24 protein-coding genes, 1 tRNA gene and 2 pseudogenes are annotated in these 23,643 nt (G+C 59.0%); 6 read left to right on the top strand and 21 right to left on the bottom strand.

Features of this window, described 5'->3' with window-relative positions:
* Positions 1-7: 7 nt before the first annotated feature.
* From AC2T4A_RS09610 to AC2T4A_RS09590, 5 genes are all read left to right on the top strand, one after another.
* Positions 8-949, top strand: coding sequence for a ribose-phosphate pyrophosphokinase (locus AC2T4A_RS09610; RefSeq protein ID WP_015478849.1), 942 nt, complete (start codon positions 8-10; stop codon positions 947-949).
* A 112-nt stretch (positions 950-1,061) separates the two neighbouring features.
* Entirely contained in the window at positions 1,062-1,676 is a 615-nt protein-coding gene (locus AC2T4A_RS09605; RefSeq protein WP_416752292.1) for a 50S ribosomal protein L25/general stress protein Ctc, read from the top strand.
* Positions 1,677-1,714: 38 nt separating this feature from the next.
* The gene (gene pth, locus AC2T4A_RS09600; protein WP_486743174.1) at positions 1,715-2,299 is read left to right on the top strand and encodes an aminoacyl-tRNA hydrolase; all 585 of its coding nucleotides are present in this window, start codon (positions 1,715-1,717) and stop codon (positions 2,297-2,299) included.
* 40 nt (positions 2,300-2,339) lie between these two features.
* Positions 2,340-3,440 carry a redox-regulated ATPase YchF gene (gene ychF, locus AC2T4A_RS09595; protein WP_088419110.1) on the top strand — a complete coding sequence of 367 codons (1,101 nt, stop codon included), beginning with the start codon at positions 2,340-2,342 and terminating at the stop codon, positions 3,438-3,440.
* Positions 3,441-3,617: 177 nt separating this feature from the next.
* A tRNA-Met gene (locus tag AC2T4A_RS09590) sits at positions 3,618-3,694 on the top strand.
* Between the two features lie 75 nt (positions 3,695-3,769).
* Here the strand turns inward: AC2T4A_RS09590 and AC2T4A_RS09585 are convergent.
* The 12 genes and pseudogenes from AC2T4A_RS09585 to AC2T4A_RS09530 all read right to left on the bottom strand — a co-directional run bounded on the left by AC2T4A_RS09585 (position 3,770) and on the right by AC2T4A_RS09530 (position 13,145).
* Entirely contained in the window at positions 3,770-4,630 is an 861-nt protein-coding gene (locus AC2T4A_RS09585) for a hypothetical protein (protein WP_486743173.1), read from the bottom strand.
* 610 nt (positions 4,631-5,240) lie between these two features.
* The gene (locus tag AC2T4A_RS09580) at positions 5,241-6,230 is read right to left on the bottom strand and encodes a phage integrase (protein WP_486743172.1); all 990 of its coding nucleotides are present in this window, start codon (positions 6,228-6,230) and stop codon (positions 5,241-5,243) included.
* A complete protein-coding gene (locus tag AC2T4A_RS09575; RefSeq protein WP_486743171.1) occupies positions 6,227-7,519 on the bottom strand; it encodes a hypothetical protein in 1,293 nt (430 codons plus the stop codon). The genes AC2T4A_RS09580 and AC2T4A_RS09575 overlap by 4 nt, the downstream gene beginning before the upstream one ends.
* 141 nt (positions 7,520-7,660) lie before the next feature.
* Positions 7,661-8,839 (bottom strand): zonular occludens toxin domain-containing protein, encoded by a 1,179-nt coding sequence (locus tag AC2T4A_RS09570; protein WP_486743170.1) that lies wholly within the window; start codon positions 8,837-8,839, stop codon positions 7,661-7,663.
* 12 nt (positions 8,840-8,851) lie between these two features.
* Positions 8,852-9,178, bottom strand: a complete 327-nt coding sequence (locus AC2T4A_RS09565) for a DUF2523 domain-containing protein (RefSeq protein ID WP_486743169.1) — start codon at positions 9,176-9,178, stop codon at positions 8,852-8,854.
* On the bottom strand, positions 9,178-10,686 hold the full coding sequence (locus AC2T4A_RS09560) for a virulence factor TspB C-terminal domain-related protein (RefSeq protein WP_486743168.1): 1,509 nt from the start codon (positions 10,684-10,686) through the stop codon (positions 9,178-9,180). Before AC2T4A_RS09560 ends, AC2T4A_RS09565 begins: the two co-directional genes overlap by 1 nt.
* Positions 10,687-10,830: 144 nt before the next feature.
* Positions 10,831-11,061 (bottom strand): major capsid protein, encoded by a 231-nt coding sequence (locus tag AC2T4A_RS09555; protein WP_486743167.1) that lies wholly within the window; start codon positions 11,059-11,061, stop codon positions 10,831-10,833.
* Positions 11,062-11,074: 13 nt separating this feature from the next.
* On the bottom strand, positions 11,075-11,287 hold the full coding sequence (locus tag AC2T4A_RS09550) for a hypothetical protein (RefSeq protein ID WP_401085484.1): 213 nt from the start codon (positions 11,285-11,287) through the stop codon (positions 11,075-11,077).
* Between the two features lie 98 nt (positions 11,288-11,385).
* A complete protein-coding gene (locus AC2T4A_RS09545) occupies positions 11,386-11,820 on the bottom strand; it encodes a DNA-binding protein (RefSeq protein WP_486743166.1) in 435 nt (144 codons plus the stop codon).
* Between the two features lie 573 nt (positions 11,821-12,393).
* A complete protein-coding gene (pflM, locus tag AC2T4A_RS09540; RefSeq protein WP_486743663.1) occupies positions 12,394-12,726 on the bottom strand; it encodes a lysogeny maintenance protein PflM in 333 nt (110 codons plus the stop codon).
* Positions 12,727-12,790: 64 nt separating this feature from the next.
* Positions 12,791-12,841 (bottom strand): annotated as a pseudogene (locus AC2T4A_RS09535) (hypothetical protein); the annotation flags it as partial.
* A 31-nt stretch (positions 12,842-12,872) separates the two neighbouring features.
* On the bottom strand, positions 12,873-13,145 hold the full coding sequence (locus tag AC2T4A_RS09530) for a hypothetical protein (RefSeq protein ID WP_045217776.1): 273 nt from the start codon (positions 13,143-13,145) through the stop codon (positions 12,873-12,875).
* An 819-nt stretch (positions 13,146-13,964) separates the two neighbouring features.
* Between AC2T4A_RS09530 and AC2T4A_RS09525 the strand changes: the two genes are divergently transcribed.
* Positions 13,965-16,412 (top strand): SIR2 family NAD-dependent protein deacylase, encoded by a 2,448-nt coding sequence (locus tag AC2T4A_RS09525; RefSeq protein WP_486743165.1) that lies wholly within the window; start codon positions 13,965-13,967, stop codon positions 16,410-16,412.
* A gap of 243 nt (positions 16,413-16,655) precedes the next feature.
* On the opposite strand, the gene AC2T4A_RS09520 is transcribed toward AC2T4A_RS09525, so the two are convergent.
* From AC2T4A_RS09520 to AC2T4A_RS09480, 9 genes and pseudogenes are all read right to left on the bottom strand, one after another.
* On the bottom strand, positions 16,656-17,018 hold the full coding sequence (locus AC2T4A_RS09520; RefSeq protein ID WP_486743164.1) for a hypothetical protein: 363 nt from the start codon (positions 17,016-17,018) through the stop codon (positions 16,656-16,658).
* Between the two features lie 121 nt (positions 17,019-17,139).
* Positions 17,140-17,400: a Txe/YoeB family addiction module toxin gene (locus AC2T4A_RS09515; protein WP_478379640.1), complete on the bottom strand. Its 261-nt coding sequence runs from the start codon at positions 17,398-17,400 to the stop codon at positions 17,140-17,142.
* Entirely contained in the window at positions 17,400-17,762 is a 363-nt protein-coding gene (locus AC2T4A_RS09510; protein WP_486743163.1) for a type II toxin-antitoxin system Phd/YefM family antitoxin, read from the bottom strand. Before AC2T4A_RS09510 ends, AC2T4A_RS09515 begins: the two co-directional genes overlap by 1 nt.
* A gap of 51 nt (positions 17,763-17,813) precedes the next feature.
* Positions 17,814-18,373: pseudogene (locus tag AC2T4A_RS09505) on the bottom strand (phage integrase); the annotation flags it as partial.
* Between the two features lie 83 nt (positions 18,374-18,456).
* On the bottom strand, positions 18,457-19,203 hold the full coding sequence (locus AC2T4A_RS09500) for an SOS response-associated peptidase (RefSeq protein WP_486743162.1): 747 nt from the start codon (positions 19,201-19,203) through the stop codon (positions 18,457-18,459).
* Positions 19,204-19,235: 32 nt separating this feature from the next.
* Positions 19,236-20,237, bottom strand: a complete 1,002-nt coding sequence (locus tag AC2T4A_RS09495) for an isocitrate/isopropylmalate dehydrogenase family protein (RefSeq protein WP_486743161.1) — start codon at positions 20,235-20,237, stop codon at positions 19,236-19,238.
* Positions 20,234-20,878 (bottom strand): carbonate dehydratase, encoded by a 645-nt coding sequence (can, locus tag AC2T4A_RS09490; protein ID WP_416752271.1) that lies wholly within the window; start codon positions 20,876-20,878, stop codon positions 20,234-20,236. Before can ends, AC2T4A_RS09495 begins: the two co-directional genes overlap by 4 nt.
* 63 nt (positions 20,879-20,941) lie before the next feature.
* Complete coding sequence (locus AC2T4A_RS09485) at positions 20,942-22,186, bottom strand: C69 family dipeptidase (protein WP_486743160.1); 1,245 nt, start codon at positions 22,184-22,186, stop codon at positions 20,942-20,944.
* Positions 22,161-23,549 (bottom strand): flavin monoamine oxidase family protein, encoded by a 1,389-nt coding sequence (locus AC2T4A_RS09480; RefSeq protein ID WP_486743159.1) that lies wholly within the window; start codon positions 23,547-23,549, stop codon positions 22,161-22,163. The genes AC2T4A_RS09485 and AC2T4A_RS09480 overlap by 26 nt, the downstream gene beginning before the upstream one ends.
* Positions 23,550-23,643: the final 94 nt, after the last annotated feature.

Below are 23,643 nucleotides of genomic sequence, written 5' to 3'. Positions count from 1 at the left end.
CCGCAGCGTGTCCAAAATGATGGTTTTCACGGGGAACGCCAACCCCGATCTGGCACGCCGTGTCGTACGGCAGCTGCATATCCCCCTCGGTGACGTTTCTGTCGGTAAATTCTCCGACGGCGAGATCAGCGTTGAGATCAACGAAAACGTTCGTGGTAAGGACGTCTTCCTGATTCAACCGACCTGCGCGCCGACCAACGACAACCTGATGGAACTGGTAGTGATGGCCGATGCCTTCCGCCGCTCCTCGGCGACTCGTATCACGGCAGTCATCCCCTACTTCGGTTACGCCCGCCAGGATCGCCGTCCGCGCTCCGCTCGCGTGGCCATCAGCGCCAAAGTCGTTGCCGACATGCTGACCGTCGTAGGCGTCAACCGTGTTCTTACCGTTGACCTGCACGCCGACCAGATTCAGGGCTTCTTCGATATCCCCGTCGACAACATCTACGGCTCGCCCGTACTGGTCGACGACATCGAAGACCAGCGCTTCGAGAACCTGATGATCGTCTCCCCGGACATCGGTGGTGTGGTGCGCGCTCGCGCCGTCGCCAAGTCCCTGGGCGTGGACCTCGCCATCATCGACAAACGTCGTCCGAAGGCCAACCAGTCCGAAGTCATGCATATCATCGGTGATGTCGAAGGCCGTACCTGTGTACTGGTCGACGACATGGTCGATACCGCCGGCACCCTCGGCCACGCCGCCAAGGCTCTGAAAGAGCACGGCGCCGCCAAGGTCATCGCCTACTGCACCCACCCGGTGCTGTCCGGCCGTGCCATCGAGAACATCGAAAATTCCGTACTGGACGAGCTGGTGGTGACCAACACCATTCCGCTGTCCGCTGCTGCACAAGCCTGTGGCCGTATCCGCCAGCTGGACATCGCTCCGGTTGTGGCTGAAGCCATGCGCCGCATCAGCAATGAAGAATCGATCAGCGCCATGTTCCGCTAAGGCGGGACAGAGCTGACGTAAAGCGCCCCGTCACGTCGATGGGGCATTAGCAAAATCGCCCGAACGCTGGTCGCAAGCGTCCGGGCGATCTTGTCATTTTGGAGATAGTGAAATGGTTGATTTTGTACTGAATGCACAAGAGCGTTCCGACCTGGGGAAAGGTGCGAGCCGCCGCCTGCGTCGTAACGCCGGCCTGATCCCGGCTGTGGTCTACGGTGGCGAGAAAGCCCCGCAATCCCTGACCCTGGAACTGCGTGAAATTTCCAAGCTGCTGGAAAACGAGGCTGCCTTCAGCCACGTGATCACCCTGAACGTCGGTGCCGCCAAGGAAACCGTACTGATCAAGGCCCTGCAGCGTCACCCGTCCAAGGGTTTCGTCATGCACGCTGACTTCCAGCGCGTCGTTGCCGGCCAGAAACTGACCGCCCACGTACCGCTGCACTTCATCAACGAAGCCACTGCTGTTGGCGTAAAAGTTGGTGGCGGCGAGATCTCCCACGTGATCGCCGAAGTCGAAGTTTCCTGCCTGCCGACCAACCTGCCGGAATTCATCGAAGTCGACCTGGCCAAGGTAGAACTGGGTCAGATTGTTCACCTGTCCGACCTGAAACTGCCGAAAGGCGTAGAGCTGGTGCAACTGGCCCACGGTAACGACCTGGCCGTCGCCAACATCCACGCTTCGCGCGTAGTGAAAGAAGAAGGTGAAGGCGAAGCTGCTGCCGAGTAATCGCGCGCACCATTGCCTTTAAGGAAGGGGCCCCCGTCGTGACTGCCGTACAACTGATCGTTGGCCTGGGAAATCCAGGCCCTGAATACGACCAGACCCGGCATAACGCGGGGGCCCTTTTCGTTGAGCGACTGGCGGACGTGCAACGCGCGAACCTGTCTCTCGACAAGAAGTACTTCGGCCTGGTTGGCAAGTTCAGCCACAAGGGCCGCGACGTTCGTCTGCTCATCCCCACCACCTACATGAACCGCAGCGGCCAGGCCGTGGCGGCGCTCGCCGGATTCTTCCGCATTCCGGTCGAAGCCATCCTGGTGGCCCACGACGAACTCGACATGCCTCCCGGCGTCGCCAAGCTCAAGAAGGGCGGCGGACACGGCGGGCACAATGGGCTGCGCGACATCATCGCCCAGCTCGGCAACCAGAACGGTTTCCATCGCCTGCGGCTTGGCATCGGCCATCCGGGGCACAGCAGCCTGGTCTCCGGTTTCGTTCTTGGCCGCGCCCCGCGCGCCGAACAGGAACTGCTCGACACCAGCATCGACTCCGCCCTCGGCGTGCTGCCGGAAATGCTCGACGGGGATTGGACCCGCGCGATGCAGAAGCTGCACAGTCAGAAGGCCTGATTACACCTCTATTTCCGCCACGTGGCGCGAGGGACCTAGCATGGGATTCAACTGCGGCATCGTCGGCCTGCCCAACGTCGGTAAGTCCACCCTGTTCAACGCCCTGACCAAATCCGGCATCGCGGCGGAAAACTTCCCCTTCTGCACCATCGAGCCGAACAGCGGCATCGTACCGATGCCCGACGCCCGCCTCGATGCGCTGGCCGAGATCGTCAAGCCCGAGCGCGTGATCCCGACCACCATGGAATTCGTCGACATCGCCGGCCTGGTCGCCGGGGCGTCCAAGGGTGAAGGCCTGGGCAACAAGTTCCTCGCCAACATCCGCGAGACCGACGCCATCGCCCACGTCGTACGCTGCTTCGAAGACGAGAACGTCATCCACGTTTCCAACAGCGTCGACCCCAAGCGCGACATCGAGATCATCGACCTCGAACTGATCTTCGCCGACCTCGACAGCTGCGAGAAGCAACTGCAAAAGGTCGCGCGCAACGCCAAGGGTGGCGACAAGGACGCCCTGGTACAGAAAGCCCTGCTGGAAAAGCTCATCCCCCACTTCACCGAAGGCAAACCCGCCCGCTCGCTGATGAAGAACATGGGCGATGACGAGAAGCGCGTCGTACGCGGCTTCCACCTGCTGACCAGCAAGCCGGTCATGTACATCGCCAACGTCGCCGAAGACGGCTTCGAGAACAACCCGCACCTGGACGTCGTGCGTGCCATCGCCGAGGAAGAAGGCGCAATGGTCGTGCCGGTGTGCAACAAGATCGAAGCCGAGATCGCCGAACTGGACGATGGCGAAGAGAAGGACATGTTCCTCGAATCCCTCGGCCTCGAAGAGCCTGGCCTGAACCGCGTGATCCGCGCTGGCTACGAATTGCTGCACCTGCAGACCTACTTCACCGCTGGAGTAAAGGAAGTCCGCGCCTGGACCGTCCGCGTCGGCGCAACCGCCCCGCAAGCCGCCGCTGTGATCCACACCGACTTCGAAAAAGGCTTCATCCGTGCCGAAGTCGTCGCCTACGACGACTTCATCCAGTTCAAGGGCGAACAGGGCGCGAAGGAAGCCGGCAAATGGCGCCTGGAAGGCAAGGACTACATCGTCAAGGACGGCGATGTGATGCACTTCCGCTTCAACGTCTAAGCGCCCGCCAGACTCGAAAAAAGCCCCGGCCACGTGCCGGGGCTTTTTTATGTCCACCCCGCCTTGCCGCTCATCGCGAAATTTCCGCAATACCGGCTAAACGATTGATAGATCAGAACAATATTCAAGAAAAGGGGTTGACACCCCCCCTCGATCTGCGGAAAATGCGCGCCACTCGGCTACATAGCTCAGTCGGTTAGAGCGCAGCATTCATAATGCTGATGTCCCAGGTTCAAGTCCCGGTGTAGCCACCATACAAAACAAAGGGTTAGCGAAAGCTAGCCCTTTGTGCTTTCTGGGGTAGTGACTACGAAGTGACTACACCCTGTCTACGGAATCTCCCGCGCAGCGGGCAGTGAATCCAACACCAACTCAGCCTGCGTTCCTCGTAGCGATTCCTCCAGCCACGCTCGCGCAGCAAGATTCCACTTCTCCCTTCCAGCCGCGCTCCGGATAAACACGTCCTCGGGATACCAAAACCTTTCATTTGTCGCGGACGTCAGGCTTGAGATAAAGCCCCTACCCTCGTCAAGCGCAGAGAGGTCCTTGGGGGTGAGCACGTGACCTGACATGAAGATCCGGTAATGCATGCCAAGGGCGATGATCTGCAGCAAGTGGATAATGCAGGGGGAATGCTCAAAATGATGCCCCTCCGTGAGATAGTAGAATCGGTAAAAGCTTTCGTTATCTAGCTGTGCAAACTCTTCAGCCAAGATCACCACGAATTTTCCACGCCCCTCACTCAGTGGCCGGTCATCTTGCTTGTAGAAATGAAGCTGAAATCTATCCACAAGGCCGATTGAGTCATCATCGCGAACTCCCTCTCTTTCACGAAAGAAGCTCATTAACTCTGAAAAGTGCTTATACGAGTGAATTCTGAGGTGAGGCTCGCTGCTTTTTCCCCTTAGCCAATGCGGATCAAGCGCCAGAGTATCGGAAGCCCAAGCAGAAAATTTTCTCAGATGTTTTTTTAACTCGTTAGCATCGCCCAGAACCGAAGGCGACACTTCAAGCGCCAAAGGCTCTGGCAATAGACGAGCGGCCTCGTTAGGAGCTAGCTCATGGGCGTGGAACGCGTCGATGATACGTTGCGCCTCTAAACGAAAAGCATCCCTCTGATATGCCTGCTCCGTGCGAATATCCCGACGAAGCTTTAGCGCAGATACAACCCAATCTATAAAATTTCCCACTGCGAAATCCCTTTCAGTCGATCAGATCCCCCGAATGCTAGCTCGGATAAGGGAACTTGTAATCAACAGATACTCCACCCTCTCAGACTCCCCATCGATCGCGCCAGCTGTAAAAATCCTGGATCACTCCAAGAGCAGCTTCCAGCTCTGCCTCTAACTCATCCAAGGTGTAACTAGCTTCCGGCAAAGGCTCAGCCCCTGGAAGGCCAGGCTTTATGTTTACAACAGTCTGAGAGTAAGCGTTTATTCCCCACCTGCCGTGTATGAAAGAATTTCTCTTAGCCCGAACCAAGTCAAATTCTTTCAACCACTTTCGAAACTCACGAGGACACTCTAATTCGCTAGAGAAACGAAGAGCTACGACCTCACTAAGAGAGTCCAGCTTCGCCTTCAGTGATAGTCGTTGAATTAACGGATTAACAAGCTCCGGGCTTCCAATCGAAACCATATTCCGAAGGCATAACCCAAGATTCAGTTCAAATCTCGAAAGCGCGAATACGATCTTTCCTACGATTGCCCCCGCAGCAGACTCAAAGTCATCACTACAGTCACGCATAGCCACCCTATCTCCGAGGCAAAATATGGATAAAAGTGAAATTACGCTGAAAGACTAAGCACCAGCAAACTGAATTTGAGCTAATGGAGATAGGCGCATAGCCGACTCCAAGTGCTCAGGCGACAGGTGCGCATACCGCATGGTCATCGTGATCGACGAGTGCCCTAGGATCCGCTGCAACGTCAGGATGTCCCCTCCCCCCATCATGTAATGACTGGCGAAGGTGTGGCGGAGGATGTGGGTTAGCTGTCCCGGCGTCTGGAACCCACAACGCTCATAGGCGCATCGGAAGGCGGCGCGGCAGGACATGAACAGGCGGCCGGTTCCAGGCATACCCACCTTCAACATCAGTTGCTCTAACTCGGCCGGGATCGGCACTGAGCGGCTCTGGCGGTTCTTGGTCCGGTGGTAGTGGACCTTTCCCCCATGCACGGCCCCACGGGCGATGCTCTCAGCTTCTTCCCAGCGGGCACCTGTAGCGAGGCACAGGAGAGCAACCGGGTACGTGTGGTTGTTCGTGCTGGCCTTGCACTCCTCGAGGAGCTGGGCGACCTGATCCAGGGTGAGGAAGGTCAGTTCGACCTGATCGGTCTTGATCTGCCGGACGTTGGCCAGCGGATTCACCTTGTGCCATGAGCCGAGGCGGATCAGCTCGGAGAAGATGGCGGACAGGTAGCGTTGCTCATGGTTGACCGTCTCCGGTTTTACCTCGGTCAGACGACGTTGCCGGTAGCGTGCCCACGCGAGCGAATCGAACTCGAAGGCCTGCGGATCACCAAGACGTTCAGCCAATGCTTGGCAGCGTGCCAGCCGCTGTTTGCCGTCCTTCAGGGTGCAGCCGTGGAGGTCGTACCAGACTTTCACCAGATCGGAGAGGCGGTCATCCAGCGGGCGGCCTGTCTCGCCCAGGACGGTGAAGAAGTCCTGCTCGTAGCGAATGGCTGCGGACTTGGTGGCGAAGCCTTTCTTTCGGATCCTGCGACCGGAGCGACCGTTCTCGTAGAAGTCCGCCGTCCACGTCTTCCCATCCTTGCGGGCAGTCATATCGCGTAGCCCCGCCTGATGTAGCGATCGTTGATCAGTCCAATGACATGCTTTTCGAGGTCGCGAGTGCTGTAGCCCTTGGCGGTGTAGTGGTCTTCGATCACATGCCAGAAGGGGAGCGTTCTCCCGACCTCAAGCGCTTTTTTTGGCGGGATGCGCTCCCGTGCGATCAGGCTGGCGAACTGGCCCAGGAACATCTCGCAGTTCTTGCCGGAGAAGCCCTGAGCGGTCTTGTAGTAGCGGCGATACTCGGTGCGCTCGATGAGCGGATCGGCTTCCACCTGGACCTTGGTGTCGAGGCTGATCAGCGACCAAAAGGCGTCGAAGATCCCTTCCCGGGAAATCAGCTTGTAGTTGTCGCAGGCGTACTGCCAGAGGCCTTGCAGATGCGGGCAAAGGCCCTCGTAGGTGCGGCAGCCGATCACCTCGCCAGAGGTCATCGTGGATCCTTCGGAGAACTGCTGGACGATGGAGTGGTGATAGCGGAACTCGATGCGCCACACGGTTTCCAGCGGATTGAAGGCGGGTTCACCATCGCCGAAGGGATCACCGTTCAGGGAGGCCCACACCGATTCCCAATAGTCGAGCTTGTCGGTGGCCCGTGCCTGTAGCGTCTTGTTGTAGAGGCACATCTGCAGGCCGTTGGCCGAGCCAAACATGAAGGTTTCCCCACGTCCGTAGACCGAGGCGTTGCCGTCATATTCGATGCGGTCGATGCCGCTGATCTGGCGTACACGCCGGGACCGGCAGTGCATGCGATCCACGAAGTCTACGGGTGGGGTCCAGCCCTGCACGTCGAGGGCGATATGGACAGCACACTGGTTCACCTCGCAGGCCGAGAGCACACCAGCGGCCAAGTCATCCATGACGCCCTGCAGGATCTTCGGATCGGCCCCATCCAGGGCGTGTGGGGATACTTCAATCTTGAGGTGCGGGCCGATGTTCTCCAGCTTCACGTTGTGGTTCTTGATCAGCAGGATCAGGCCCATGTCGGCGTTCTGCAGACGGTACTGGTAGCCCGAGTCGCGACCGATACGGCCCTTGGCCCACTTGTAGCCGGCGAAGTTGACCAGATCCTCGGGCTCATCGAACAGCGCCATCACTTCCGGGCGGATCATGCCGTTGTACAGCTGCCGCACGGTATCGACACCACAGCGCAGCAGGCGCACACCCGACAGGTCGGCGAATCTGCCGTTGCTCGGGTCCATGAAAATCCGTCCTTCGGACGACTCATAAAAATCCCCGGTCTCCTTGAGGATCAGGCGGAGGGGGTGAACTGCCTTTTTCATTCTTCTTGCCCTTCAATGAGGTTTATTGAGGTGCTTACTCGTTAGCTATCCGACGTGTTACAGGGTCGTCGGCCCGCCCCGCCGGGCCGTTTGCGGGTGGCCTCCTACGTCGGCTCAAACCGCAAAACGGCCCTGGCGGGCTCACCACAGGAACTTGCCTTTCTCATAGGGAATGACCGTCACCGTGGGCCCGCTGGCCTCGCTGCTGGCCGTGGGCTGGGCGGTCGGGTAGCTCGGAGGCGGAGGTGACGGCTGCGCCATGCGCGCATCAGGGCCGGTGCCTCGGTCGGGCAAGGTCGGATCGAAGTAGCCGTTGCGCGCCACGCTGAGGCAGAACTCGAAGCTGGTGGCGAACTTGGTCGCCTGCTGCGTGTAGCACTGGCAGGACTGGCCGCCCTTGACCGTCTCCGGCGGTCGTCGCTCCACCAACCGGGGATCACTGGTGGACAGGCAGTAGATGCGGGGCTTGCTGACCGGGGTGGTGAGCTGGTCGTACACCGGGGCCGAGGCTGGCAGGTCAGCGATGCGGGGTTTGCGCTGCTCGATGTACTGCTCGGCGGTGACGGGCTTCGGGGCGTCGCCGCCGCTGGGGCTGATCAGCGAGCCCACCATCGACTTGGCCTGATCGACCATGCCGGGTTGGGTTGGCTGGGTGGCGGCCGTGGCAGCTTCCACCGGCTTTGCGCCCTGCTGGTAGCGCTCGAAGGCGCGATACACCATGAAGCCCGCGCCGACGATCACCGCCAGCGCGAGCACCATCTTCTTCGGTGGCTTGAACTTGAAGTGGTGCTGCGCCTGGGTGCTGGTGTAGACCCCGAAGTACTTCTTATCGAGCTTGATGACGGTCTTGTCGGCATCCTTGAAGGAGGTCTTTTTCTCGACAGCCTCGATCACGGCTTCCGACTCGAAGCGCAGCAATTGCTGGCTCTTGAACACCCGCCAGTAGTGGATATGGCCGTTGCACAGGCGGCGCAGGTGTACATCGATGTAGCGTGGGTCCTGGGTCACCAGATGCACTTCGTGACCTTGGTGACGCATGGTTTCGAAGCGGGTGATGTGCTCTGGCGGCCGGTTGCGCGGGTCGCGGGCGCCAAACCAGCCCTGGGCCTCATCCACCACGATGATCGCGTCCTGAGGCAGCTCGTACCATTTGAACGGGTCTTCGAACTCGAACCAGGCCGCCTCCAGTTTCTCGGGCTTGAGGCCGGCGAAGTTATGGAAATAGACGATGCGGCCTTCAGCTTTGGCCTTAGCGTCCACTTCGCGGATGGTGTTGAGGGTTTTGCCGTGGCCGGGCTTACCGGTGCGGATATAGAGCATGACCGGTCCCCCTTAGGCGTCGATGTAGTCGCGGCCCGGCGGGTTCCATACCTGCCGACGCAACCGGTCCTGTGCTTTCAACCAGCCGGCCATGAGCGCGCGGGTGGTGACGGCAGCGAGGTACATGTTGATCGCCACATCGATCTTGGCGAGGCCGAGGATCTGTTGAATCGGCACGGCGACACTGCCCATCTGCGACATCAGGTAGCTGCGCGCCATCTCGATCAACAGGTTGAAGCCGACGTAGCTGACGACTGCGAAGCCGATGGCGCGCAAGACCATCTTCACGATGGGCACGGCGATGATCAGGAGCATCTGGACGATAAAGGCGTATTGCATCATTCACCTCCGAGAGAGCGCCCGACGTAGAGGACGCAGAAAGCCCCGACCGCGATGACGATCAGGTAGCCAAGGTCAGTGGCAGCCGCGCACAGCGGCTCATAGGTCACGGCGAAGGTGCGGCCGCCGTTGGTTCTGAGGGAGAAGGTCTTGTCGGCCGGGCAGGACGCCGGGAGAAAGCGCGTGCCCTGGTTGATGAAGGAAGGGATTTGAATCTCGGTGCTGTCGTCCATTTCGAACTTGGCACCAGTCACGGCGGCCTTGATGTCGGCCTCGTGCTTGTCGTAATCGCTCTGCTTTTCGTAGGCGCAGCGCAGGGCTTTTTCCTGGGTCAGGACTGCGCAGTCGATGGCGTCGCCGGAGCAGGACAGCGGCACGTCGCAAGGCTCACCGGAGGCGAGGCGCTCGGGCTTTTCCTCATCCTCCTTGTCCTTTTCGTCCTCGGGCTTTTCCTGCGGGTCGCCTTCATCCGAGGTGGTTTGCTCGCCGGTCTTCTGGCCGTCCTGATAGGTCGTCGTGGAGGTAACGGTGTCGTAGTCAAAGTACGAATCGCCGTAGCGGATGTTGTAGGTGGTGTTGGTCGTGGTGGAGGTATTGCCGAGGGTGCCGTCCGGCCGGTTGTAAGTGCCGGTGGTGGTTTGCTTGGGCCCCTGGACCGAGGCCGGGCCGGTGATGATGGCCTTGCTCTGCTTCTGCAAGTCGTCGTAGCAAGCCTGCGGAGCCAACGAGCCCTCACAGGTGGCCTTCAGCAGATCGCGGAGAAAGGGTGCGGTCTGCGCGCTCACCCAAGGGTCCAGCTGATTCAGGTCGGAATCAGTGACGTCGGCCTTCAGCGACTGGACTTCATCAATGGAAATAGTCCGGGTGGCGGAGGTCGGCCAGTAGCCGGTGGCGCGGTTCCAGTCGTAGCCGAGCGCGGTGTTGGTGCAGTTGTTGAGAAATCTGTAGCCCGAAGGAATGCCATCGCCGGGCTTGGCGCCGGACGGCCATGCGCCGATGGCATAGGTGACGCCACCACTGGTCACCACCTTGATCTTGTTGAGGACCTCGGTGGTCGGGTACTGACAGGCATCGATAGAGCCGGTGCCGCTGCCTGACACCGGGATGCCATCCACCGACTCCTGTTTCTTTTGCAGCTTGGTGTTGTCGTCCGACATCACCCAGCCCACCGCCGCGATGGCTCCGGAAATGGCGGCGCTCATCGCCAGCTGGCCGGCATTGGTTTTGAGGCCGGCCTTGAGCTTGGAGCCGATGCCACTGACCGGCACGGTGACCTTGGGTTTGACGGTGACGGGCGTTTTCGCAGCAGAGGTGCCCATCCAGCCCTTGCGCTCAGCCTCGAGCAGCAAATCGGCGTTGGACTTGGAGGGCACGTAGCCGGTGATCGAGCCGTTGGCGGCGCTGTAGCCGGGGCCGGCCTTGATGAAGGGATCGACCTTCACCCGTTCGGTGGCAATCGTCGGTGTGGCGACCAGGGCGGCGAGCAGCAGCATCAGAAAACGGCCCATGGTCACACCCGCCCGAACAGGACCACGGCGAAGGCCACGGTGGTGACCATGAGGACGAACCATTGAACGGACATTGTTCGGACTCCAGAAGAAAGAACCCCGCCGGAGCGGGGTTCGGTGCTTCGGCTTGTTAGCCGGGTGGACTTACAGGGCGCGGCGCATGTACTTGAACGCCGCGGCGGCGACCAGCACGGCGAAGACGGCCCAACCGATGGTGTTGGTGTCGTCGCCCGCAGTGGTCAGGGCGTCGGTGGCTCCGGCCGGTACAGCGGCCATGGCGGCACCAGCCGCGCCGAGGGTCAGAGCGCCAACAGCAGCGGCCTTGCGACCGAATGCCGAAGCACTGTTTTGCAGGTGGGTCTTGAGCTGTTTCATAGGTATTACCTCGCTACTTGAGCAGTCGTTTGAGGACCAGGAAGCCGAAGGCGATGCAGAACAGCGCGAGGACTTCGCCACGCAGTTCCGCCACCTGATCCCAGGTGAGTGCAGAGCCAAACTCGCTCTGCATTTCCTCGCTGGTGACGACGTGCAGGACTCCGGTGCAGATGGCCGAGCCATCGGCGCTGACAGCCCAGTTGCCGTCACAGGCGAGGAAATTCACAGGAAGCGCGCCACGCCATCGACCCAGCCCCACAGGTAGCCGGTGGCGAGGCCCACGACGAACAGGGAGAGGTACTTAGTCATGGCAGCGCTCCCGAATTAGCTCTTGGCCGAGTCGCCGGGTTTGTCGGCGGCGGGCTTGTCGCTGGCCGGCTGCTGAGTGGGGCGCTGGGCTTGAGGTTGTGCAGCTGGGCGAGCAGCCGGAGTGGGCGCGCTGGCTTCTTTGCCCACTGCGAGTAGTTCGGTCAGGACCTGGGTATTGGTGGTGCGGCCGAAACGGTCCTGGGTCGGGCGGACGACACTGGCGAACTTGCAGAGCACCGGGGCGCCTTCAAAGACGATCGAATCCAGCAGGGTCGGTTCGACGTTGTACTCGCTGATCTCGAAGCCCTTGGCGTTGCCGCGAGCGGTTTCCGGGATCGGGGAAATGGCCTGGACGCTGGCGAAGATCTCGCCGGACTTGGTGGAGGTGTAGGTGTCGGTCTTGGTGACCCAGAGTTCGACTACGCCGCCAGTGGTTGCAAACATGTTCATCTGAAGCTCCTTTGCCTTTTTCGGGCATGAGTTGGCCCGCTGCTGCAATTCGGCTCATGTACCGTTAATTCAGCGGGGTTGTTTTCTTTAGGATTTAAGAGCCAAATTTCTTTGGCTAAATTGCCTTGCAACGGCTCTATATCAGCACAAAAAAGCCGGTTAAAACCGTTTGTGCGAATTTATCAAGTGAGCCCTTCTAACAAGTAACACTCTGCAATAGTGAGCAATAAGAAGTTCTCTAAAGTGCAGATTACTCATGTTCGAATAACACCAAGGGCTCTGCCCTTGTCATCCCGCTCTCGCCGCCGAGGGCTCAGGAGCGCGGGGCGGTGGTGCTGCCCCTCACTCCCGAGCGGAGGCTATTCAGGGAGGGGGACGGTCAAGGGTGCGCTTCGCCCGGCGCTCCGTTTGTCCGAACGGGAAAGCGCGTTCGGACAAGCCGGTGCGGCGGCCCTGGACCTGATTGGCCCAGGTGGGGATGGTATGGCGAGCGTGGTAGCGGCCAACCACTGCGCCAATGGCCAGCAGGACGAGCCAGAAGATCAGGTGCGGGATCGGGTTAGAGACCATGGCTCAGCCCTCCAGCTCGAATGGCTCGCGCACGGGGACGAAGGGCGTCGGCTTTCCGCTGTCGTAGATAACGTGCCAGTACTTCGGCGGACGGAGCGCGGGCATGTGTTTCGCGCAGGTAAAACCCCGTTCCACCCGGTACGTCGAGTGGATCGAGCGCCACACTCCCGCGACCTTGGCCATCGTGGTAACGACCGTGAAGACTCGCGTAGGACGGCACTCGGTGCAGGGTGTGGACTGGCAGGGATTGGGTTTCGCCAGTTCGCGACGGGACCAGCAGACAGAGCAGCCGCAGTCCAATAGATGCGGTCGGTGCAGGTACTTGCTCGGAAGCATCGGCGGGCCCCTCCCCTTCGAAGCTCTGTTGAAGGCGGAAGACCAGTTCAGCGTTCAAGGAGCGCAGGGAAGCTTCGGCGGCTTGCTCAACCTGGGAGCGCAGGGCCGGCGGCATGCGCAGCTTGAACTGGGAGAAGGACCGGGCGTCATTCATCGTCGTAATCCCCTTGGCAGAAGATCGACTTACCCCGGTCGAGGTCGCGGCGGATTTTGTGGAGGTTGATTACGCGGCGGCGGCCAATCTTGGCGGTCGGCACGGTCTTGGTTTCGACCCAGCCACGCACCACGTCTTCCGTGATGTCTTCCAGGCCCAGCATCTGAGCGAATACCGCCTGGGAGCAGAACGGAGCGGTACGGAAATCCGTGACCTTTTCCATCGCGCCCGTGACGGTGAACCCCACTATTCCAGACTCTTCCATGGGTTTACCCTATAATCGATTCAAACAATCAATTCACATAGCTTGACTCAAGCTATTTGAATTGATCATAGGATAGACGCCCGACTCATTCAAATTATTTGAGCAAGATATTTATATTAAATGAGCACTACAAATGAGCGCGTTAGAAGAATCGCGTCTATGGCCGGAATGGATCGGTTAGTGCGAGAGACCCCAATCGGCTCGAATCGCTGGAGGACCGTGCTTTACAACAAGGACGTTCGTATAAGCACCGAAGAGATTGATGTACTGGGCAGCTTGTATCCCCAGTACCGTTGGTGGATGGTAAGCGGCGAAGTAGCACCGGAAATCGGCCAGACTAGCCCTGAGTATGATGAGGCCAACCGAAACTTGATCACTCCCAACGCGGGGTAGCGATCATCAGGAAAGCAGCGGAACGCTGGTTTACTCCAAGGAAAGGAGCAAAGGAATGAGAGCAGTTGCATCCTCCGTCGTACCATCGACACTTTGTGGCCTTGCCCATGCAGAGATACCGCAGCTAAGCCACCTCGCCAAGGTGAATATTCCAGCAATTAGAATCGTGGTCTCAGGGGATAGCCGCACTGGAATCAAACTGGTTGCGAGTACGAGTGACATTACCAAAGGGGCCAGAAGCGCGCCCCTAAGGATGCAGGACAAACGTGATTGGGAATCGAAACTGCGTGCACAAATCCGCGCCCGCCAAATATTAGTTAAACGTGCCACCACAAGGCAGGCATTAGCAAAGATCACAACCACATCCGAATTAGCTTACCCGCAACAACAAATATTAAGTCTGCATGCACATAATGAGGGAGTATTATGAGTATATCTCTTGCTGAACTAACAAAAAGAATAAAACCAGAAAAGACAATTCTGTTCTTTGGAGCAGGCTCATCAATACCCTCGGGCGCTCCATCCGTCTCAAAGATAATGGAGAGATTTTCAGAAAATTTCTACATTGAGCAAAACGGATACTCATTAAGTGAATTCTCAAGCATCGTCGAACAGAGTCTATCCCGAAGGGAGATGATTCAATCACTAAGAAGCCTATTCAAGAACCTAACCCCGACCGGCAGTCTACTTAATCTCCCCTTGTATAACTGGAAAAATATCTACACCACTAATTATGACACGCTGATAGAACAGTCATACGCAAGGAAGAATAAAAACCTATCGGTCATCTCATCTAACTTCGACTTTACCGTTCAAAAAATCCCCGAGGCAACAAAACTATACAAGCTTCACGGGACGATTGACAAAGACGAGGTAGATGGAGTCCACAGCAGAATAATAATCACAGAAAACGACTACGATTTAACAAGTGAATATAGAGAGCACCTTTACGAGTCTCTAAAAGTCGACCTTGCGGGCTCCGACATAATAATCATAGGCTATTCATTATCAGACCCCCACATAAAAGAAATAATAACAAAGTCGCTGGACATAAACAGCAAGAGCCATAACCCCGCCACAGTAAACTTAATTCTTTACACTCCTGACGAGAATCGAGCACAACTCCATGAGAGACGCGGCATAAAAGTAGCTTTCGGCGGACTAGACGAATTCTTCATTGAACTCGAAAAGAATTATGACCCACCACCGGTAAGCTATAGCTTCACGGGCGATCCGTTAGATAATTACCCGTCCCTTCACCCAGTAACAATAGAGGTAGAGCATCAACTAACATCCACAACAAAGGATGCAAGCGCAATGTTCAATGGCTGGCCTGCTAGCTACTCGGACATTGCCGCTAACCTAACGTTCAGACGAACTCATACTGCGAGCATCTGCACCGAAATAGAAACGCATAAGGCACTATTTATCATGGTGCTCGGCGCGAGCGGCACTGGAAAATCCACTCTCGCAAAACAGGTAATTTACGCCCTAAGCCAGAGCAACTACAAAACCTGGGAACATAAAACAGATCACACGCTTCTAGCAGATCAGTGGAGACAAGTCGCCAAGACCTTGAAAGAGAGAAACGAGAAGGGAGTTCTCTTTATTGATGAAGCGCACAACCATCTCCACGAAATAAATACACTTGCTGACCTTTTAGTTGCTGATGACTCTGAAAACCTAACACTACTTTTAGTTTCTGCAAGAAACCAATGGAACCCACGAATAAAAACGCCAAATCTATTCAAAAAAGGCGAAGTATTTAGATTAAAAGGGCTTGATCCAGTCGAGATCGAAGAGCTGCTTACTCTCGTAGACACCAACCCTGACCTAAAGCCATTGGTTGAAAATAATTTTTCGGGCTTCTCGCGAGCAGAAAGAAAAAGGCGGCTTACCGTTCGCTGTGAATCTGATACTTTTGTATGTTTGAAGAATATATTTGCGTCTGAAAAATTTGACGACATTGTATTGCGCGAATACGCCACACTATCAAAAGAACATCAAGAAATATATAGGCTAGTGGCGGCCATGGAGAGCTCAGGCGTCAACGTCCACCGGCAATTAGTTATAAGGCTTCTCGGAATACCTGCCGAGAACATCACCGCATCCCTAACTAATTTAGTCGACATTATCCACGAGTACACAATTAGCATAAAAGATGGGATATACGGATGGAAAGGCCGACACCCGGTAATTACGGACATAATCTCGCAATACAAAATGACGGACACAGCGGAATATTACACACTATTTGACAATGTAATTGATAACATTGTACCTACCTATGATGTAGAAATCAGAACAATTCGACAGCTGTGCGGATTAGAAAAAGGCATCGGCAGAATTCCAGACAAGCATGTGCGAAACAAATTACTGCGAAAAATGATATCTAAAGCCCCCGGAGAAAGGGTGCCACGCCACAGGCTTATCAGAAACTTAATTGACGTAAACGAGCTTGAAAAGGCAGATACAGAAATTCGCTTGTTTGAAAACGATTTTAAGGCAGATGGTCCGGTTCATAGATTTAAAATAATGCTCTTATTGGCAAGAGCTGATCGCACGAGTGGAATACTTGAGGAAGACCGAATCGCGATTCTTGAAAGAGCTAGCACCTACGCCAAGGACGTTACTGAACGCTTTAAAGACAACAAGGACATACTCAGAACATACTGCGACGTCGGCGTTGAGATTTTCCGAAGAACCAAAGACTTTAGTGTATTCGACGATGCGATGGGAAAATTGAAACAAGCAGAAGAGCGAATTGGAGATCCCGATATAACATCGATAATAGTTTATTATCAAAGACAAGTTTCGGGATTAGACTTTGGTGGACAACAGAAACTCGAGGACGAAATACCGTCCGAAAGCTAAATCCTGTGCTCTAAGAGGTGACTACATCATGCCTGTTGTCTGAAGCAGTGAGTTAACGTGGGGCTTTACCATCCCTGAAAGGCCCGTTTTATAGGGCCTCGGGGTAGCGCGGGGAGCCTCTCATGCGATTCATAATGCTGATGTCCCAGGTTCAAGTCCCGGTGTAGCCACCATATAAAAGAAGGGGTTAGCGCAAGCTAACCCCTTTTTGTTTTGCCTACGGGACTACGGCTTGTCCACTCACTAGCCTCTCTTCACCGAACCCAGCATCCCTGCCAGCCCTCCCACAGCCGCCGAACCTATGGCGATCACGCTAGCTGGGAATTTGTCCTGCAGAAAGAGCGCTCCTAATACAGTCAAAAGCACCACTGCTAGTAACCCATAGATGGCATATCGATAAGTCCATCGATCGCTAGCAGGCGTGCTCTTTCGTACCTCATCAATGAGCAATTGCTTTTCCTTCGCGGTAAGCGATGTGTCCATCAGGATCGTATTGATCAGGGCGTACAGCTCGGCCGAAGAGTTAGCCAGTGTCCGCCCTTCCTGCTGATCACTTTCGCCCCTGGACTGCTTTTGGGGCTCTGTCACTTCAGATAACGCTTCCATCGTTACCACCTCGGCTGGAGAGCTGACGTCTCCACCAAGCTAGACAGCAATTTGCCATTAGGCAAAAGCGACCACAGTCAAAGCGATGCAAACTCCTCGTCGAACGAGGAAATCGAGCCTGCTAGTAATGATATCGGCACGACAGGATTTCCAACGACTCCCTAACCTGCCGATAAACCAAGCGGTTGGTGTCATCGATCCGTCTGGACCACCACCCCGAAAGGTTCTCCTTCAAGGGTTCAGGCTTGCCGATGCCCTCGAACGGGCTCCGGCAGCAATCCTTGATCAGCAGATTGATCCGCTTGAGCGTCTTCTTGTCCTGGCCCTGCCAATACTCGTAGTCGGCCCATGCTTCCAGGGACCAGACCAGACGGCTCGTCATCAGCGCACCACCTTGTCCGCTTTCACCGCAGCCTTGGCTTTCTTTGGCGCAGGCTTGGCAGGGGGCAGAGCGGGCGAGCGACTCGCGCTCTTGCGGCGAGGCAGTTCTTCATCCTCCACCAGTTCCCGCACGACCATTTTGCCCGACTCCATTTGCGCCAGGGAGCGCGCCAGGTGAGCCGCGTTGGCCGGCGACTTCAGAAGATGGACGGTTTCCATCAGGCTATTGAAGCTGTCGAGCGAAAGCAGCACTGCGTCCGGCGCATCGCGGCGAGAGATCACGGTGAAGTCCGCGTCATCGACAACGTCATCAATGACCTTCTTCAGATTGTTGCGGGCATCAGAGAAATTAACGACGCGCACGGGGCACCTCATGTGCAATTTATTGTACAAGTCTACTTCTGCTCTTCTCATCTAGCAAACTGCAGCCGAACCCACCTGCCCGAGTGGAGAAAGGCTGAGTGCGCAAACCAAGTGCTCTGGCGACAAATGCGCATACCCCATCGTCATCGACGAGTGCCCCAGGATCCGCTTCAGCGTGAGGATGTCCCTCCTCCTATCACGTAATGGCTCGCGTAGGTATGGCGGAGGATATGGGTCAGTTGTCCCGGCGTGTGGAATCCACAGCGCTCATAAGCGTTCATGGTCAGCGGGTAGTGGACCTTTCCCCCATGCACAGCCCCACGAGCGATGCTCTCAGCCTCTTCCCAGCGAGCACCTGTAGCGAGGCACAGGAGAGCGACCGGGTACGTGTGGTTGTTCGTGCAGGCCTTGCGCTCCTCAAGGAACTGGGCGACCTGATCCAGGGTGAGGAAGGTCAGTTCGACCTGATCGGTCTTGATCTGTCGGACGTTGGCCAGTGGGTTTTCTGCGCGCCATGAGCGGAGGCGGATCAGCTCGGAGAAGATGGCCGGCAGGTAACGTTGCTCCCGGCTGACTGTCTCGGGTTCAACTTCGGTCAGCCAGCGTTGCCGCTAGCGTGCTCATGCGAGTGAAGCAATCTCGAAGGCCCGCCAATCTCCAAGGCTTTGCCCCCGAAATAACCCGCTTACGCCACTCAATCAACGTCCTCGATCAGTTCCAAGAAATCGCTCCTCACATCATTCACCTTTAACGACACCCGATGTCCTGCAAAGTCTTCCCGCGCATGATGAATCAAGTCGCCCAACGCTTCGCCGCGCGTAGCCGCGGATAACCATTCCTCAAAGTTCTCCGGCGCCAGCACCACGGGCATGCGGTGATGGATGTGGTCGATGCTGGGCGCAGCGTCTTTGGTCAGCAGAGCGCAGGAGAAGACAGGCTCGCCGTTGGGGTTTATCCACAGGGACCAGAGGCCGGCAATGGCGATGATGGGGTCGGTGGAGCTGTGGATGAAGTACGGCTGATGGACCTGGCGGCCGGCAGCGTTGCGCAGGGTTTCCTTCTCGTTCCACTCGTACCAGCCCAGGGCGGGCATCAGGCAGCGGGTGCTGCGCATGGCTTGGCGCCAGAGGGGTTTGCCGGCGGCTTCTTCGCTGCGGGCGTTGAAGGAGATACGAGGAGGAGTGGACTCCTTCCACCAGGTGGGGATCAGGCCCCAGCGGGCGGGTAGCAGTTCAAGCTGGCCGCTTTCGTCGTAGCGCAGGATGGGCACGGCCATGGTCGGGGCGACGTTGTAGCAGGCTTCCAGCCAGCGCGGTGGCGTGCAAGCGCCGATATGCCAGTAGCGTTCGATGGCGGCCTCTTCGGGGCTGACGTAGCGTCCGCACATGCCGGGCACCTTGGGGAGGATGGTGCTTTCAGCGTAGTTCCCGGCGGTGGCCACCGGACATCATGGCGACCGGCGAGATCGGTCAATCAGTCCAGCCGCTGCAACACGCCCTGCCCGATCACCTTGGTGGTCTTCCCACCGAAGTCCACAGTCCCCTCCTCCGTCAGGAAGCCATCCACCGCCGCATCGATCCAGTCGGCCAGTTCGGGGAGTTGCCAGTGGTGCTGCAGCAACATGCCGGCGCTGAGGATGGCGGCGAGTGGGTTAGCGCGGCCAGTGCCGGCGATATCAGGCGCGCTGCCATGGACGGGTTCAGCCAGGGCTAGACCGGCACCGAGGTTGAGTGAGGGCGCCTGCCCCAGGCCGCCGCCCCAGTGGCTGGCGAGGTCGGAGAGGATGTCGCCGAAAAGGTTGGTGGTGACGATCAGGTCGAAGGCTTCCGGTCGCTCGACCAGTTGCAGGGCGGCGACGTCGACCAGGCGTTCGTCGAGCACGTCGCTCCAGCCGTCTTCGGCCAGCCGGTCGCGACAGGTGTCGCGGAACAGGCCGCAAGTCAACGGCAGGACATTGGCCTTGTGCACCAGGGTGATGCGCCGGGCATGGCGCGCGCGGGCCAGTTCGGCGGCGCCAGCGGCGAGGCGTTCGCAGGCCGCGCGGCTGATAACACGTTCGGCGATGGCGACGCCTTCGGCTTCCCAGTGTTCGCGACCGCTGTAGAGGCCTTCACTGTTTTCCCGCAGGACCAGCAAGTCGATGCCGGCGCGCGGCGAAACCACCGGGCGCGAGCGCACGGGACGCAAGTTGAGGTTCAGCGCCAGTGTCTGACGCAGGCTGAGGATGGCGCTGCGGTAACCCTCGACCCTGTGGCTGGGTGAGGACACGGCACCGAACAGCCCGGCGCCGCAGGCGCGCAGGCGTTCGTAGGTGGTGGCGGGAACGGAGGTGCCGTGGCGCTGGAAACAGTCCCAGCCGGCTTCGGCTTCTTCTACCTGCAGAACGGGCAGCAGACGCTGCAGAACCGCCACGGCGACCGGCACGACCTCCCGGCCGATACCGTCACCGGGGATGACGCACAGGCGTTGGCTCAAGATTGGCCGAGCGGGCGCAGGCGGTACTGCGGCGGCAGTTGGTCGAGGCCGCTGACGGTGACGTTGAGGTCTTTCCAGATACCGTCCTTGATGCCGTAGATGCAGCCATGCACGGATATCTTCTGGCCGCGGTGCCAGGCGTTCTGGACGATGCTGGTGTGGCTGACGTTGGCGACCTGCTGGATGACGTTGAGCTCGCAGAGGCGGTCGACGCGCTCTTCTTCCTTCTCGAACTGGGCGAGGTGGTCGCGATATTCGTAGGCCAGGTCGCGGATGGTGCGCAGCCAGCCGTCGATCAGGCCGAGCTGGGTGTGATGTAGTGCAGCGCGCACGCCACCGCAGCCATAGTGGCCGGTGACCAGGATGTGCTTGACCTTGAGCACGTCGACGGCGAACTGGATGACCGACAGGCAGTTGAGGTCGGTGTGCAGCACGACGTTGGCGACATTGCGGTGGACGAACAGGTCGCCCGGCAGCAAGCCGACGATCTGGTTGGACGGCACGCGTGCATCGGAGCAGCCGATCCACAGGTATTCGGGAGTCTGCTGGCGGGCCAGTTTGGCAAAGAAGTCGGGGTCTTCCTGCTTGATGGCTTCGGCCCAGCGGGCGTTGTTATCGAACAGTTCCTGCAGATCGCTCATGTCCGGCTCCTCATCATTGGCTGGCCGCACCTTACGCAGGGCGGGCTTGACTGACAAGCCGCATCAACGCACAGCGTTGAGCCGCCACCAGCGCGGCGGGCGCGGCGCCTGTTGCAGCGCCAGCTGGTGCCAGGCGTCGTGCCAGGCCTGGCCTTCGGCGGCAAGGCGCGGCCAATCCAGCGTGCGCCGATCCAGGGCGCTGAGCAACTCGGTTTCCAGCCAGCCGTGGCCGGCGCGCAGGGCATCGGCGAAACCGGGATCGGCCAGCGCGCGCTGGTGCACGGTCTCGAAACGCCACCAGAGGGAATCTTCCACCGCGTCGGTCTCGCGGCTGAGCAGCCCTTCTCCGGCACGCTCGTCGAAACCCAGCGGCTGGAACATCGACAGGCACGGCGCGGAGGTGGCGGTAGCGGCCAGGCGCGGGGCCCCACCGTCGAGCCGAGCAATCAGGCTGGCGGCAGTCTGCGAGGGGCGCCAGAAGCTGCCGGCGTGGAGGCAGACCTGCCGGTTGTCGTGCAGGTTGAAGCGGTGCCCGCGATGACCGTGGCTGCGCAGGGCGACCACCAGCGCCAGCCAGTCGACCTGGGCCGGACAGTGGGCGAGAAAGTCCTCATTGAGCTGGCGACGCTGGTGAGCGCCAGCTACCCAGGGCAGCACGAAGCCATCGAAGGCGCGGGCGAAGTGGAAATCGCCCCGCCCATTCCAGCACCCGAAACGGCGCGCCTGGGTTTCCAGGTTGGGGCTGGCGAGGTCGTACTCGTGGCCGAGGCTCAGGGCGTTGGAGATAGCCCAGCGCTCGACCTTCTTCGCCGCCCACAGGCGCCCGGCGGTTTCGAGCACCCAGGCTTCGTCGCGGTCGGCGATCAGGAAGCTGTTGTCGTAGCGCATGCGCTTGTTGCGGTAACCGGCCGGGCCGCCCTGGCCGTGGCGTTCCAGCAGTTCGGTAATCACTGCCAAGGCCTCGCGGGCACTGGCGCCGCGCTCCAGGCCCAGGCGCAGCAGGTCCATGCCGAGCAGGGCTTCGCCTTCGCGCTGAGTAAGTTTGGTGAACACGGCTTCGTTGCCGATGGCCACGCCCTTGTCGTTGACGCCCATCTCGGCGCCCCACAACCAGGCCGGCTGGCTGAGGATGACGCCGTGCCGATTGGCGGTCTGAGGAATCTCCAGATAACTGGTGCGCACCTTGGCCGCGCTGTCGCCGCTGACCGCGGGCAGGCGGATCAGACGTTGCGCTTCGGCGGGTTCACGGTCGCTGTTCTTGGCGAACCAGGTAGCCCCGCCGCTACGCAATACCAAGGTGTCGCACATAATCTTCCTCCCCGTGATCTTCCCGCGCGCCGAGCACTTCCCGCGCGGCGCGCTCCCCGGCCTCCACGGCCCCATCGAAATAGCCCATCCAGCGCGTCGCCGTTTCTGTGCCAGCGAAGTGCAAACGCCCGTGGGGCTCGCGTAGGCGCGCCGCACCGCTGCTCCACAGTCCCGGCGGGAAAAGCGCGGCATAGCAGCCCCGGGCGAAGGGTTCCTCGGCCCAGGACTTGTCCACGTAGTCCACCGGCTGCAGTGCCTGTTCGCCGAAGTAGCGGGCGAAGCAGCCCAGCACCTCGCCACGACGGTCACCCGCGGGCCGCGCGTTCCATTGCCGCGCCTCGTCGCCTTCGATGAAGCCCAGTAACACGCCGCGTCCGGAGTCGGGGACGCTGTTGTCGAAGGTCAGGCGTACCGGGCCGGTCTCGCTGGTAGCCTGCCCGGACAGCCCCTTGTCACGCCAGAATGGCTTGTCGTAGAGCGCCATGCACTTGATCACCGCGCCCTGGGGCAGACGCTGCAGCAGTTGGTCACGCCAGCTCGGCAGCAGCGGTTCCTGGGTGATGCGCAGCAGTTGAGTCGGCGGGATGGCGAAGATGACATGGCTGGCCTGGTGGGTGCCGCGGTCGGTCACCAGCTCGACACGGCTGCCGTCCTGGCGCACAGCTCGCACCGGTTCGCCGGTGTGGACGTCGCCCAGGCGCTCGGCCAGGGTTTCGCTGACCCGCTGGGAGCCACCAAGGATGCGGTCCTGCTGGGCGCCGCCTTCGACGCCGAGGACGGTGTCGAGGTTGGTGCCCCCGTGGATATAGAAGAGGACATGGAGGAACGAGAGGTCATGGGGACTCGCGGCGAATACAGCGCCGCACATCAATTCGAAGACCTTGCGCCCGGTGGAGGTGCGCACATTGCGCCGCAGCCATTCGGCGAAGGTGAGGCTGTCCCATTGGGGAGCCTTGGGGTGCAGGCTGGGGTCGCCCAGCGGGATTTCCCGCGCCATGCGGTCCAGGCGGACATGGGCCTGAAGGACATCGAGCAGTACGTGGGGAGGAAACTTCGGGATGGTGCCGCGATATGGCCTGAGCCGGCCGCCGAAAAGGGTGAGATTGTCGCCCTGGTTCCATTGCGGGTAGGTCGACAGGCCGAGCTCGGCCAGCAGAGAAAGGATGCGCTCCTGGGTCGGCCCGACCCACTGGCCGCCCACCTCGACCACTTCGCCGCTGGCGAAGCGATGGTTGAGGGTGCGCCCACCGACGCGCTTGTTGGCCTCGATCACTTTCACCCGCCGCCCGGCTTGCGCCAGACGCCAGGCCGCGGTCAGCCCCGAAATACCGGCGCCCACCACGATCACATCGCTGCGATTCATGTTTGCGACCTTATGTTCTTGTTGTTATTGGTCTTAAGGGTAAGCCAGGAATCGGCCTAGGAAAAACCCGAATTTCGAGAATTTTCCAGGCTTT

This window comes from Pseudomonas sp. PVC-3-1, assembly GCF_057444315.1.
The sequence above is the reverse complement of the archived record's forward strand: the minus strand, read 5'-3'. Positions and strand labels throughout refer to the sequence as shown.

Bases quoted from the DNA above. Each gene is read 5' to 3' on its own strand.
- AC2T4A_RS09605 (WP_416752292.1), top strand. From the start codon at position 1,062: ATGGTTGATTTTGTACTGAATGCACAAGAGCGTTCCGACCTGGGGAAA.
- ychF (WP_088419110.1), top strand. From the start codon at position 2,340: ATGGGATTCAACTGCGGCATCGTCGGCCTGCCCAACGTCGGTAAGTCC.
- AC2T4A_RS09580 (WP_486743172.1), bottom strand. From the start codon at position 6,230: ATGACTGCCCGCAAGGATGGGAAGACGTGGACGGCGGACTTCTACGAG.
- AC2T4A_RS09575 (WP_486743171.1), bottom strand. From the start codon at position 7,519: ATGAAAAAGGCAGTTCACCCCCTCCGCCTGATCCTCAAGGAGACCGGG.
- AC2T4A_RS09570 (WP_486743170.1), bottom strand. From the start codon at position 8,839: ATGCTCTATATCCGCACCGGTAAGCCCGGCCACGGCAAAACCCTCAAC.
- AC2T4A_RS09565 (WP_486743169.1), bottom strand. From the start codon at position 9,178: ATGCAATACGCCTTTATCGTCCAGATGCTCCTGATCATCGCCGTGCCC.
- AC2T4A_RS09560 (WP_486743168.1), bottom strand. From the start codon at position 10,686: ATGGGCCGTTTTCTGATGCTGCTGCTCGCCGCCCTGGTCGCCACACCG.
- AC2T4A_RS09555 (WP_486743167.1), bottom strand. From the start codon at position 11,061: ATGAAACAGCTCAAGACCCACCTGCAAAACAGTGCTTCGGCATTCGGT.
- AC2T4A_RS09545 (WP_486743166.1), bottom strand. From the start codon at position 11,820: ATGAACATGTTTGCAACCACTGGCGGCGTAGTCGAACTCTGGGTCACC.
- pflM (WP_486743663.1), bottom strand. From the start codon at position 12,726: ATGCTTCCGAGCAAGTACCTGCACCGACCGCATCTATTGGACTGCGGC.
- AC2T4A_RS09530 (WP_045217776.1), bottom strand. From the start codon at position 13,145: ATGGAAGAGTCTGGAATAGTGGGGTTCACCGTCACGGGCGCGATGGAA.
- AC2T4A_RS09525 (WP_486743165.1), top strand. From the start codon at position 13,965: ATGAGTATATCTCTTGCTGAACTAACAAAAAGAATAAAACCAGAAAAG.
- AC2T4A_RS09520 (WP_486743164.1), bottom strand. From the start codon at position 17,018: ATGGAAGCGTTATCTGAAGTGACAGAGCCCCAAAAGCAGTCCAGGGGC.
- AC2T4A_RS09515 (WP_478379640.1), bottom strand. From the start codon at position 17,400: ATGACGAGCCGTCTGGTCTGGTCCCTGGAAGCATGGGCCGACTACGAG.
- can (WP_416752271.1), bottom strand. From the start codon at position 20,878: ATGAGCGATCTGCAGGAACTGTTCGATAACAACGCCCGCTGGGCCGAA.
- AC2T4A_RS09485 (WP_486743160.1), bottom strand. From the start codon at position 22,186: ATGTGCGACACCTTGGTATTGCGTAGCGGCGGGGCTACCTGGTTCGCC.
- AC2T4A_RS09480 (WP_486743159.1), bottom strand. From the start codon at position 23,549: ATGAATCGCAGCGATGTGATCGTGGTGGGCGCCGGTATTTCGGGGCTG.